The organism is Lacrimispora sphenoides, assembly GCF_900105215.1.
Taxonomy (GTDB): domain Bacteria; phylum Bacillota; class Clostridia; order Lachnospirales; family Lachnospiraceae; genus Lacrimispora; species Lacrimispora sphenoides_A.
In genome coordinates this window covers 3,509,817-3,522,139 of record NZ_FOIP01000001.1, presented here as the reverse complement: position 1 = coordinate 3,522,139, position 12,323 = coordinate 3,509,817, and the positions used below count along the sequence as shown (strand labels likewise).

Annotated in this window: 10 protein-coding genes; 1 reads left to right on the top strand and 9 read right to left on the bottom strand. The window is 44.3% G+C overall.

Features of this window, described 5'->3' with window-relative positions:
• Positions 1 to 9: 9 nt before the first annotated feature.
• The 9 genes from BMW45_RS16235 to BMW45_RS16195 form a co-directional block, all read right to left on the bottom strand.
• The gene (locus BMW45_RS16235; RefSeq protein ID WP_092245758.1) at positions 10 to 1,740 is read right to left on the bottom strand and encodes an ABC transporter ATP-binding protein; all 1,731 of its coding nucleotides are present in this window, start codon (positions 1,738 to 1,740) and stop codon (positions 10 to 12) included.
• Positions 1,741 to 1,753: 13 nt separating this feature from the next.
• Positions 1,754 to 3,493 carry an ABC transporter ATP-binding protein gene (locus tag BMW45_RS16230; RefSeq protein WP_092245755.1) on the bottom strand — a complete coding sequence of 580 codons (1,740 nt, stop codon included), beginning with the start codon at positions 3,491 to 3,493 and terminating at the stop codon, positions 1,754 to 1,756.
• 138 nt (positions 3,494 to 3,631) lie between these two features.
• Complete coding sequence (locus tag BMW45_RS16225) at positions 3,632 to 5,272, bottom strand: nickel ABC transporter substrate-binding protein (RefSeq protein ID WP_092245752.1); 1,641 nt, start codon at positions 5,270 to 5,272, stop codon at positions 3,632 to 3,634.
• A gap of 1 nt (position 5,273) precedes the next feature.
• Positions 5,274 to 5,987 (bottom strand): ATP-binding cassette domain-containing protein, encoded by a 714-nt coding sequence (locus BMW45_RS16220; RefSeq protein ID WP_242883073.1) that lies wholly within the window; start codon positions 5,985 to 5,987, stop codon positions 5,274 to 5,276.
• The gene (locus tag BMW45_RS16215; protein ID WP_242883072.1) at positions 5,987 to 6,781 is read right to left on the bottom strand and encodes an ATP-binding cassette domain-containing protein; all 795 of its coding nucleotides are present in this window, start codon (positions 6,779 to 6,781) and stop codon (positions 5,987 to 5,989) included. The genes BMW45_RS16220 and BMW45_RS16215 overlap by 1 nt, the downstream gene beginning before the upstream one ends.
• Entirely contained in the window at positions 6,778 to 7,578 is an 801-nt protein-coding gene (locus BMW45_RS16210) for an ABC transporter permease (protein WP_092245746.1), read from the bottom strand. The genes BMW45_RS16215 and BMW45_RS16210 overlap by 4 nt, the downstream gene beginning before the upstream one ends.
• A complete protein-coding gene (locus BMW45_RS16205; RefSeq protein ID WP_092245742.1) occupies positions 7,579 to 8,520 on the bottom strand; it encodes an ABC transporter permease in 942 nt (313 codons plus the stop codon).
• A 149-nt stretch (positions 8,521 to 8,669) separates the two neighbouring features.
• Positions 8,670 to 9,641, bottom strand: coding sequence for a helix-turn-helix domain-containing protein (locus BMW45_RS16200; RefSeq protein ID WP_092245739.1), 972 nt, complete (start codon positions 9,639 to 9,641; stop codon positions 8,670 to 8,672).
• A gap of 95 nt (positions 9,642 to 9,736) precedes the next feature.
• Positions 9,737 to 10,864 (bottom strand): cysteine desulfurase family protein, encoded by a 1,128-nt coding sequence (locus tag BMW45_RS16195; RefSeq protein WP_092245736.1) that lies wholly within the window; start codon positions 10,862 to 10,864, stop codon positions 9,737 to 9,739.
• Positions 10,865 to 11,160: 296 nt separating this feature from the next.
• On the opposite strand from BMW45_RS16195, the gene BMW45_RS16190 reads away from it, so the two are divergent.
• Positions 11,161 to 12,240, top strand: coding sequence for a lactonase family protein (locus BMW45_RS16190; protein ID WP_092245733.1), 1,080 nt, complete (start codon positions 11,161 to 11,163; stop codon positions 12,238 to 12,240).
• Positions 12,241 to 12,323 lie beyond the last annotated feature (83 nt).

Here is a 12,323-nt window from a genome sequence, read left to right as displayed (position 1 = left end):
CCTCCTGGCTTATTTTAATTTCCAGCCGATTGCCTTTTTCCGTATACCAATGAAATCAGAATAGATACCGTTCTGATTCACCAGTTCTTCATGAGCCCCTTTCTGCACAATATGCCCATTGGCTAAAACAAGGATCTGGTCAGCTCTCTGAACTGTCTTTAAGCGGTGAGCAATCATAATAACCGTTTTGTTTTTCGTCAATTCTGCAATTGCATTCATCAGCAGACTCTCATTCTCCGGATCAACACTGGAAGTGGCCTCATCCAAAATGATGATGGGAGCATCTTTTAAAATGGCGCGTGCAATGGAGATCCGCTGCTTTTCCCCGCCTGACAGTGTAGCACCGCCTTCTCCAATCACGGTTTTGTATCCGTTTGGCAGGCTCATAATGAAATCATGGCAGCAAGCCTTTTTTGCGGCAAGTACCACTTCCTTATGAGAAACATCCGGCCTTCCGAACTTCATGTTATTCTCTATGGTATCGGCAAACAGATATACTTTTTGGAATACCTCGCTGATATTCGTCAACAGACTGTCCAAGGTGTAGTCCCTGACATCAATACCGCCAATTGTAATTCGTCCGCTGTCCACATCCCAAAAACGGGCAATCAGATTACAGAGGGTGCTTTTGCCTGATCCGGAGGGCCCCACGATGGCTGTTGTTTTCTTTTGAGGAATCAGCAGGTTCACATGATCCAGGATCTTATGATCTCCATAAGAGAACGATACATCCTCAAAGGCAATATCAAAGTTAACGGGCTTTTGGGGTTTTCCCTGTTCATCCATCACAGGGGTTTTATTAATTTCCTCTACCTTATCCATGGATGCATCCAAAAGGCGAAGCAGGGAAGAGGTATTGCCGGCCGACTGAAGCTGCCCGAAAAGCATAAAAGAGGCCACTGCCATTAGCAGGCACATCGGAAGGTTCATGGATCCATTCAGGTAGAAAAGCAAAGCCTCCACAATCACTATGACGCTGGTTCCATAAAGGATGATCTGCTGAAGAACCGTATAGGGAATGAATAAATGCTCCAGCTTCAGATTTTTATTTTTACTCTCCACAATTGCATGCTTTATCTTGCTGTTGGAGTCACGCCCCAGGTTAAAGGATTTTACGATGAGCATTCCCTGTACATATTCCAGCACATTGGAAACAAGAGCTTCCTGTGCAGACTGCCGTTCCGGTGAAACCTTTTCCGATTTCTTTTGCAGGCTGCTGATACAATAAGTGAATAACAGGATGCCGCAGAAAATCGTCAGTCCAATCCGCCAGTCAATACAGAGCATAACGAGTGTGATGACCGCAGCGTGAATATAACCTCCCAGAATGTTTGTCAGTACCATGGAGGCGTTGTTTTCAATATCTCCCATCGTCGTGGTAACTGCAGAGGTGAGGCTGCCGAGATTATGGTCGCTGAAATAGCCCATAGGCATATATTTCATGCGGTCCCCAATGTGAATGCGTTTTTCCGCACACATAAAGTAGCCGATCTTTACTTTATTAAAATCAGTCATATAGCTGCAGCAGATTTTTAGAATCATGCCGGCAAAAGCAATGCCGAATATCTGCCAGATAGCAGCTGTCTCAAATCCATCGATTATGCCGGAAAAAACCAGGGCAAGGGCTGCAAAAGTCATCATATCAAAGATGGAATGAAGCACAGAAAACAGGATTGCTGTTTTCATGGTCCCCTGCATTCTGCCGGAAAAACCATATATTTTTCTTAAAGTACTTACCATTTTTTACACCTCCTTATGCGGCATCCTTGGTATCTAAATGTGCTCTCCACATGTTCTGATACAAGGCACAGGATGCAAGCAGTTCTTCATGAGTGCCTTCCGCTTCAATGTGTCCATTCTTTACCACTACAATTTTGTCCGCATCGGTGATTGTCGATAACCGGTGCGCTATCATAAGAACCGTTTTCCCGGCAATGACCTTTGCCATAGCCTCCTGGATCAGCGCTTCATTCTCTGCATCAATGTAGGCGGTAGCCTCGTCCAGTATGACGATAGGGGCATTTTTTAAGACAGCCCTGGCAATGGCAATTCGCTGGCGCTCACCGCCGGAAAGATGGCCTCCGGAACTTCCCACAACAGTCTGGAAGCCCTTTTCCAGCTTCAGGATAAACTCATAACAGCCGCAATCCTTTGTCGCCTGATACACCTCTTCATCGGTTGCTGAAGGTTTGCCCATTCGGATATTTTCAAGAACCGTTTCATCAAACAGATAATTGTCCTGGGAAATATAGGCAATCTGATCCATTAACTGCTCCAAAGGTATTTTGCGGATGTCGATGCCGTCAATCCTGACTGCCCCGGATGTCACATCCCAAAAACCGGCGATTAGTTTCGTAATGGTAGACTTTCCTCCTCCGCTTGGGCCGACAAATGCAGTGATGGTCTTTTCCGGAATAGATAAGTTTATCTCCTTAAGAAGAGAGGTTCCTTCCTCATAGGTAAAACTGACATTATCCATTGAGATATCTGATGAATGAATCATGGCAGGCCTTTCAGGCCGCTCCAATTCCTTTTCATCCAGAACGGAGCAGATTTCTCCTACTACAGATTTCATCTGGGCTATGCTGTCAGTAAAATTCATTGCATTAAGGACCGGGGTAATAATACCCAGCGACAAGATCATGCAGGTGACAAAAACCGGAACGCTGAGACTTCCGTTTCGGTACAGGATACAGCCGATGGGAAGAATGCTGACTAACACGCTGGGCCAGATTGTAAAGAGCATGGACTTATAGAGCTGGACACTTTTCATCCAGTTTACAGCATAAGCGGCATTGTCCTCTACCGCGTCAGAATATTTCTGATAGGAATTTGCGGATTGATTGAAGGCTTTAATAACTTCGATTCCTCCGATGTATTCCACAACCGTATTTGACATCTTGCGCCCACGCATCATAAGTCCCTGGAATTTTTCCTCATAGCCCTTTGCCATTCCTTTATAACAGAGCACTCCAATTGGAAATGTCACCAGGGAAGCAAGTGCCATTCTCCAGTCAAGGAATAGCAGGTAAATCAAAATACAAACGGGAACACAAAGATTTGCTGTCAGTTCAGGAATCAAATGGGCGAGAGTCGTCTCCATCCCTTCCACTCGGTCTACCAAAATGTTTTTAAGGTGACCGGAAGGGGTATTCATCATATAACCCATGGGAACCCTGGTGAGTTTGTCTGCAAGACTAAGGCGGATTTCGGCCAGAGTTTCAAAGGTCGCGGTATGGGAAACAAAAGTGGAAAGATTGGAAAAGCAAACTTTCGCCAGAAAACCGATACCGGCTGTCGCACAATACCCCATATAGGCAGAAACAGAGGTTTCCCCTTTCATCAGCAGCAGCGCGATTTGAGAAACAGCATAAAATGGTACGAATCCTGCGGCAACACCCAGGATTGCTAAAATGACTGATAGAACATATTTACTCTTGTATGGAGCAGCAAATTCCAACAGTCTGGACATAGGACTTTGTTCTTTATCCATGATACATTACTCCTTTGCTATAAAAATAGAGGTTGGTTAGCTAAAACTAACGAACCAACCTCTATTATAGTGTTTCATATTATTCCTGCTACTCTGATTAGGTGGTTACTCCCCCATTTGGACAATGGATGTTCATTCTTACCGGGCAGGCTGCACATTGTTAATATCAAAGAACTGGGGGACACTGGTAAAAGTATATCCTGCAACCTTAGCAGAATTATACAAAACCAGATCCTTAGAGTAGGAAATGGGCAGATCAATTCCATTGTCATTGGAAATATGAAGTGCTGCAGCGATTGCCTCTTTCACAACCACCGGGTCAGCCGTAGTGGAAAACAGCTTGACAGCAGCAGAATATTCCTCAAATTCATCCAGCGCCTGCAGGGAGACGGCGTGGGGATCCGCTCCAAGAGATTCCTGAAGGTATTTATGAGGTTCCGTATAAGAGCCCTCCGTATTCCAAGTGGTAATATCATAGTTTCCGGCAACACCCTCCGTCCACCAGGTCATCTGATCCTGGCCTGTGGTCTCCACATGGATACCTGCTTTGGCTAGCTGGGCTTTTATGGCAAGAGCCATTTCCTTTGCCAGAGAAAGGTCTGTCCAGTAGGTGTAGTTAAGTGTCAGGGTCTTGCCGTCTTTTTCCCGGAAACCGGTATTCTTATTCATTGTCCAGCCGGCTTCATTAAGAAGGGCGTTGGCCTTGTCCAGATCAAATTCCCTTACGGTATGATTAGCAATGTCGATATAAGGCGCGCCTTTGCTGAACAGGGCAGCCGCCGGAGTCTCATAGCCGTAGGTAAGGCCCTGGGTAATTTCTTGTTTGTTGACCGCATAGGCAACGGCTTCCCGTACCTTCCTATCATTCAGCATAGAACCGGCTGCATTTAACACCAGATTCCGGGTAAGGGTATTGCCCTCATTGATTTCTCCTGCAATGCCCTTTAGTGTAACCCCCTGATTATAATCATCATAGGTAATTAAGTCCGCACCATAAATCAAATCAACTTCGCCGGTCTGCAAAGCCTGGAGACGGGAAGATGCCTCCGGAATGTATTTGACAACAACCTCATCGTAGTATGGAGCCTCGCCCCAATAATTTTCATTCCGCACAAACCGGGTGCAGTCTCCGGATATCATTTCCTTCCGCACATAAGGGCCTGTTCCTACAAAATCTTTAAAGGTCTGAAAATTTTCCGCCTCGAACACATTGGGGGACATCATGCCTGCAACGTTCTGGAAGCAAAAGTCATTTAAGTAAGAGAAGCAGGGCGCGTCATAATGAACGGCAACCGTATATTCATCTACGATCTCAACCTTCTGAATGTTATGAATTCCTTTAATCCCGCTGAAATTGGGATTAGACCTGTCAAATTCCAATATCGCTTTTACGCTTTCTGCATGAAAAGCGGTTCCGTCAGTGAATGTAACGCCCTGACGGAGCCGGAAGGTGAGGACGGTGCTCGATTTGTCCCAGCTCCAGTCCTCTGCCAGTGCCGGTATTATGTTGCCGTTCTCATAGCTTACCAGCGTTTCATATAAAAGCCCGCAGGCAATGTTGTTTTCTTTGTTCATGGTCAGGGTGGTTAAATTATCCAACTCTTTTGCAGTAACTATGGTTAGAACCTTGCCGGGGCCTGCATCAGAGATTTGAGTCTCTGGCACCCCTGATGGACTGTTATCGGTAGCAGAGGCATTCTTGCTGCAACCGGTCAGGCAAAGCGCCAGGAACGCGCAGCTTAAGGATGCCGAGATGAGTTTCTTACAGGTGTTTTTCATATTACAATATCCTTTCTTTTTTAAATTGATTGATTCGATGACCCTGTTCCACAATCCTGCCTTTTTGCATGATTATGATCTTGTCAGAAATCCGCATAGCTTCCTTCCGGCTATGGGTAATAAAGATGCAGGAGCAACAGTAAAGCTTTGCAGTGTTCTCCACTAAAGTTAGTACGGCATCGGCCGAAATTAAATCTAGACCGCTTGTCACTTCGTCCATAATTAAGTAATCCGGCTGGACGGCAATGGCACGAAGCAGCGAAAGGCGGCGCTGTTCACCGCCTGAGAGCTGACGCACAGGGGTATGAAGCAGTTTGTGATCCATATGAACCGCATCCATCAAATCGCAGATACGCTGCTTTCGCTCCCCGCTGTTATAGTCCGTCAGATTTACCAGTGCTTCTTCAACATTGGCAAAGGCCGATCTTGCCGGATTTAATGTGCCCGAGGTATCCTGAAACACAGCTTGTATCTTTCTTCGATGGCTTTTCCATGTACCATAGTTCCAACGTGTAATATCTTGCCCATCCATAAGGATTTTTCCGGAAACGGGCTTTACAAGACCGATCAGCAGTCTTGCCAAGGTGCTTTTACCGGAACCGCTTTCTCCTTCTATTGCCAGATTTTTACCTTTTTCAATCCGCAGGCTAATTTCGGATAATGCATGGAAATCCCCAAGGGAATCGTCATGATAAACCTGATTTACCTTCTGCATTACAATTTCTCCCACTTCCACTCTCCCCTGCTTTCTTTTTTATTTAATCCTGAAAAATGCTTCATCCATTCTGTCTTCGGCGCCGATAGCAACTGCTCCATGGAGCCCTGCTCAATGATCGTTCCGGCACCAAGCACATATACGGTATCGCAAAGTCCCCGAAGCGCTTCCACGTCGTGAGATACTAGCAGAATCCCCTTATCCCGCATCTGTGTCCGCATTACCTCTAACAGTAGATTGCGGTTTTCTTCATCAAGAGCCGCCGTTGGTTCGTCTGCAAGAATATAGTCCGGCGACATTCCAAGCAGGATCGCAGCTGCTACCCTTTGAAGCATTCCTCCTGATAGTTCTACCGGATACGCGTTTAAAATCCTATGGGTATCTTTTAAATTGACCAAAGAAAGCATGTCTTTTGCCAGCTGGGAGGCGGCCGTTTTATCCAGCTTCAGCCGTTTCCGGAAGGTTTCTTGTATTTGACAGCCAATCTTCAGCCGGCTGTCAAATGCGGTCATAGGCGCCTGAGGGATATAGGAGATTGTTTTTCCGCACAGTTCCCGATGCTCTTTCTGTGAAAGTCTGGATATCTCCTTGTCATTCAATAAGATTTCACCGCTGCTGATCTGACAGTCTCTATGGAGCATACCGAAAACACTTCTCAATAATGTGGTTTTTCCTGAACCGCTGTGTCCCGTGAGCCCAACCACCCGCCCCGGCATTATTTTTATGGACACTTCATTTAGCAAAAGGCGGCCGGTTTTTTCTTTTACACTTAATTGGCTGACTGTCAGCATCATGCCTCCCCCCTCTCCGTCAATCGTCTGCCCAGAATATTAAAACAGAGTGTCGATAGGATCACAGCACCGATTGGATACAAAATCATGGCAGGATGAAGAACCAGCGCTCCACGCGCCTCCAAAATCATGCTGCCCCAATCAACCACATTATCGCCCAGCCCCAATCCAATGAAGGAAAATCCTGTAATCGCCAATATCATATCTGCGCAGGACAGGCATAAGAAACGGATCATCTCAGCAATCAGGTTAGGGAAAATATGAACAGTCAATATTCTGAGTTTAGAAGCTCCCGCTGCAATCCCGCACATGACATAGGCTTTTCCCATTTCCATATCAGTACGGGTACGAACCAGTTTTATGTAACGCAGTACATAAGACACCGTCAATGCAAACAGGGTGGTTCTCGCACCGCTTCCCCAGGCACCGATGAATACAATCAAATAGGCAATCGGGGGAATTGCTGTAACCGCATTGATAAGGCCATCAACGAAAGCATTCTCTTTCATAATTACCCGGCTGGTCATCATACCAAGGACAGTTCCTGTGAAAAAAACGATCAGGGAACCGCCAAGCACAATTCCAAGTGTTGTCCAGCCGCCATAGAGAATCCGCGATAATATACAGCGGCCTAATCCATCGGTCCCCAATGGATATCCCTCGCCTGGTTTCTGATACCTGTTCAAAAGATCCGCATCCATTGGATCGTTCTGTGCAAACAGGAATCCAATAAAGAAAAAAGCAATTATCAGGAAAGGAATCGCAATAGAAAGCAGGCGCATCATCTTTCGCATATGCATTTACGCCACCTCCTTTTTCCGTCCGATTCCCCACTGTATCAAATCTGCCCCAATATTGCATAGGGCTATTGCCAGAGCGAGGAAGAACACTTCCGCGTGTATCATTGGTGTATCACGGTCCAGTACATGATTGACTATTAAGTATCCAAATCCGGGAATGGAGAAAATCTGCTCAACTATGGTTGCATTCGCCAGTGCCAGTCCTATGCTTTGAAGGAAATTGGGGATCAGCCCTACCGCTGCGCGCGGAAGAAGGTGAAAGAACAAAAGCCTGCGTTCTGAAAGACCGCGGCATCGGGTATAGAACGCATAATCCTCATTGCTTTCATGCTCCAGGGCATCCATCAGCATCGGTGTATAAAAAGATGCACCAAATACACCAATACAAATTGCGGGCGAGAGATAGCTTAGAAAGGTTGTATTACCCGCCACAGAAATCAGCGATTTTTGGACAGCAAAATAGTCCAGATACACAGTGGCCAAATAAAAGGAAGGAATGGATACTCCTAAAATACAGATGGCCCTTACCCCCGACTTAGGGATCTGCCACGGCAATAAAAAAGCAGAACAGCTTATGACTGTAATAAAAATAATTTGAAAGACGGAAGCCAGAAAAACGATTCCCAGGGTTTTAGGAAAGGCTGTTGCAATATCGGTCCAGACATCATGTCCGTTTGCCAGGGAGGTTCCAAGATCGAAATGAAGCAGGTCTGCTGCCCAGCGCCCATACTGCACAATCAGAGGCTTGTCAAATCCTAACTGTACCCGGATTTTTTCAATCTGTTCCGGTGTAGGATTTCCAATCATTCGTTTTGCATATGCGGTAGCCGGATCTACAGCAGACAGCCGCATAAGGAGAAACGATAGCAGTGTTACAAACAGCAAAGTAATTATTAGCTCAATCAATTTTCCCAGGATGTATTTTCTCATATCCTGTTTCATGCACGTCCACTCCTTTGTTTTAGTTAGGCTTGGCTAACTAAAGCCCTGAAAAAAGAGCGCCTTGCAGCGCCCTCAAATCATCTGCCCACACAGTTGGCAGTATATCGTATTCTATTTTTTTGCACCACTCCAAAAAGACCAAATCCCCTCTATTTGGACAACGTCTTTCTGAATTCGGACGGCAGTTCCCCAAATTCCTTTTTAAAAACCTCAGAAAACTTACTTGGGTTATCATATCCCATTTTCATGGCGATCTCTGTTATGCTTGCCGTTGTATCCCTCAGTAAAATTTTGGCTGCCTGCATACGGTAAGATTTCATATAAGAATAAATAGAACAGCCGTAAATTCCCTTAAAACACACTTTCATCGATGTAAGAGGAATATCGAATTTTTTTGACAGCTCCTGCAGGGTATGATGGATTTGTAAGTCAGAAGTCATGTATTTCTGCATTTTCTTGATCACCTGAACCTGATTTTTTGAAAAGTACCGCCGTTCTTCCGGATATTCGTCAACCTGGACATCATTTAAGAACATGAACAATTCTAATACTTTCACTTTTAAATAGCGTGCTGCCATTTTGGGCGTAACCTTATACAACTCAGAGAAAATATGTTCAATATTGCTATGCCCCCGCAGGACAAAGCAAGTATCTTTTCTGCAAAGGCGCTCTGTTATCTGGTGTAAATCAATATGCAGCCCGCCCAGTACATGTTCCACCAGCTTCATTGTTTCCGCTGCCTCATTCAAATCGATCGTAATGGAAATCCCATGATAGTGGGATAACGGGAACGTGGTCGATGTGGTTTCATTGGTAAGCCGATTGATGGAAAGATCGCCGGCTCCCACATATTGACAATCACCATTACCGAACACGCACTCAAACCGGCCTTCCCTGCAGTGATTGATCTCAAATACATCTGGATGGGGAAGCTTATTCTTATTTTGCCCATCCCGCATATGAAAATCATTATAAAACAGTTCGATGCCAGGTAAGATTTGATACCGGGTAATAACACCCTCTCCAGTTTCGTTTTGCATCCTGTATATCGAACAGCCTGCTTCACTTGCTGTCTTTTGCACCTCCGGATCAAAAAAATCCGTGAAATTCTTATTATTCATGATATGACATCGCCTTTACTTTTTTTAATTAGGTACGACTAACCGATAATATCATATCAGTTTTCAAGCTTACCGTCCAGAATAAATGAAGTTTTTCAGCAGTCTGCAATGGAAAACCCGTATCCTTTTAACAATTTCATTGCATAATCAATCTCTTGCTTAGTGGTATATCTGCCCACACTAAAGCGTACAGCACCAAATGCAATTTCCTCTTCAACACCCATAGCAGCTAAAACAGGAGAAATGGTTTTTGAACCAGAATGGCAGGCAGAGCCGGTTGAGGCACACAGTTCAGGCAGCGCCGCCAATATCTGGGCGCCATTTTCTCCCACAAAGCTGACATTAAGAGTATTTGGCAAGCGATGAACCGGGTCACCGTTGAGGTGAATATTACTGCCGAACACTTCCTTTAGCTGATTATAAAAATAATCTCTTATCGGCATCAAATCATTTTGATCCAAATGGTTCCTCGCCTGTACCGCTGCCTCTCCCAAAGCTACAATATAAGGCACATTTTCCGTACCGGCACGCCTGCCATTCTCCTGGCTTGCGCCATGCAGAAATGATTCTATTTCAACTCCATCACGAATAAACAATGCGCCAATTCCTTTTGGAGCATAGAGTTTATGACCGGCAAGAGTCAGAAAATCCACTGGTAACCGGGAAACGTTAATATCCACCTTTCCAATGGACTGAGATGCATCTGTGTGAAACAAAACATCTCGTTCTCTGCAAATCCCCCCCAACTCCCTGATTGGCTGCAAGGTACCAACCTCATTATTGGAATGCATAATACTAACCAAAATCGTTTCCTCACAGATGGCATTTCTTAAATCCTGAGGATTCACAGATCCTTGCCGGTTTACTGGAAGATAGGTAACTTTATAACCGTTTTTCTTTAAAAACGAGAGTGGTTCCATGATGGAAGGATGTTCGATGCAAGAAGTAATAATATGCTTTCCCTTATTCCTAAAAGTGTAGGCGACTCCCTTGATTACGGCATTATTGGATTCACTGCCGCAGCTTGTGAATAAAATCTCGCTGCTTTTGGCACCCAGCAATTCCGAGACCTGTTTCCTGGCCTTCTCAACTGCACCTTTCGCAAGCAGTCCCAATTCATAACCGTTGGATGGGTTTCCAAACTCTGACTCCAGATAGGGAAGCATGGCATGATATACCTTTTTGTCGATAGGGGTCGTGGCATTATAGTCTAGATAAATCATAAATTATCCTCCTTAAACAGATAATATTCCGCATTTAATAAACCAACATAGAACATATTTATGTTAATTTTATTATTCATCTCATTGCCTTTTTCTAATAATAAAAAAACAATCCTGTGAGCAATATGCAAAGATTCAACATGCTGTTTCATTACATGCTAGGTTTGACAGCAAAATACTTTCTTATGACAGTCTATAATCGCATTTAAATAAATATAGCATATATTAATATTAGCGTAAACACCATATTACGCACATTCCTATTAATAATATTTCGTATAAGGAGTGATAAATAAATGTACGATATAACAAACTGCAGGCATGGATATGCCGTTTACTCTATGACAAATAACGCTGATGAAAATGAAATAATAGCGATTCGTCAGAAATTCAACGATGATTTTACATTTATAAAGGCTTACAAGACAGGCGGTCAAGGCACAGGAACCCCCATTGTTGATCCTCTTGGTTCACAGGGATCAATTGTAATATCCGATGACGGACATTTCCTTTTTGTCGTGAATGCTGGCAGCAACAATATCTCCAGCTTCAAAATCACCAGATCGGGAGCCTTGATTCTTGCAGACGTGAAGCCGTCCGGTGGTTTCCTTCCAATAAGCCTGACAACTCACCGTAATCTTCTCTATGTGGCAAATGCAGGCAATGGAAGCAGTATTGCATCCAATGTTACCGGTTTTCATATAGACGAAAACGGCATGCTTACCGAAATCATTGGCTCTGCTAAACCATTAAGTTCAGTAAATGCCAAGCCAACCTGCATTGTCATCAATTATAACGGCAAAAAAATAGCTGTTTCCGAGCAGAACACAAACCTAATCAGTGTATTTACCGTTCAACAAGATGGATCCCTCACTGGCCCTATTCTCAGCAACTCCAGCGGTCCCGGACCTTTTGGCTCTGTATTCTTAACAAATGATATCTTGCTGGTTACGGAAGTTGGAATAAATGCATTATCTTCCTACAAAATTAATCATGACGGAACACTTTCAGTCATTAGTCCATCTGTATTGAATTTTCAATCAGCTACCTGTTGGGTCTCACTATCTGAAAACGGACGATTTGCTTATACTTCCAATGCTGGCGGCCACACAATAACGACGTATGAAGTTGAACGTAACGGACGTCTTAGAGTTACAAATATTACCTATAGTACGAATGATGGATCTGGTGCACCAATTGACAGCGGTATTTGTTCCAATAACTTGTATGTACTCAACGGAAATGAGGGCTCCATCAGTGTTTTCTTTACTGACCGGAATGGCAGACTAATCCGGACAGAGGTGATCCGCGATACACCGTTACCGAATTTAGGTTCACAAGGTTTGGCAATCCTATGCTTGCCAAAGAGATATTAAATAATAGCTTATAAATCATTTTAATCTCAATTTGCCTGATATCATTTACACAATCCTGTCAGGCAAATTGTGATTGCTCCGAA

Excerpts from the sequence above, each read along its gene's own strand:
- BMW45_RS16235 (WP_092245758.1), bottom strand. The coding sequence starts at position 1,740 with ATGGTAAGTACTTTAAGAAAAATATATGGTTTTTCCGGCAGAATGCAG.
- BMW45_RS16230 (WP_092245755.1), bottom strand. The coding sequence starts at position 3,493 with ATGGATAAAGAACAAAGTCCTATGTCCAGACTGTTGGAATTTGCTGCT.
- BMW45_RS16225 (WP_092245752.1), bottom strand. The coding sequence starts at position 5,272 with ATGAAAAACACCTGTAAGAAACTCATCTCGGCATCCTTAAGCTGCGCG.
- BMW45_RS16220 (WP_242883073.1), bottom strand. The coding sequence starts at position 5,987 with ATGCAGAAGGTAAATCAGGTTTATCATGACGATTCCCTTGGGGATTTC.
- BMW45_RS16215 (WP_242883072.1), bottom strand. The coding sequence starts at position 6,781 with ATGATGCTGACAGTCAGCCAATTAAGTGTAAAAGAAAAAACCGGCCGC.
- BMW45_RS16210 (WP_092245746.1), bottom strand. The coding sequence starts at position 7,578 with ATGCATATGCGAAAGATGATGCGCCTGCTTTCTATTGCGATTCCTTTC.
- BMW45_RS16205 (WP_092245742.1), bottom strand. The coding sequence starts at position 8,520 with ATGAAACAGGATATGAGAAAATACATCCTGGGAAAATTGATTGAGCTA.
- BMW45_RS16200 (WP_092245739.1), bottom strand. The coding sequence starts at position 9,641 with ATGAATAATAAGAATTTCACGGATTTTTTTGATCCGGAGGTGCAAAAG.
- BMW45_RS16195 (WP_092245736.1), bottom strand. The coding sequence starts at position 10,864 with ATGATTTATCTAGACTATAATGCCACGACCCCTATCGACAAAAAGGTA.
- BMW45_RS16190 (WP_092245733.1), top strand. The coding sequence starts at position 11,161 with ATGTACGATATAACAAACTGCAGGCATGGATATGCCGTTTACTCTATG.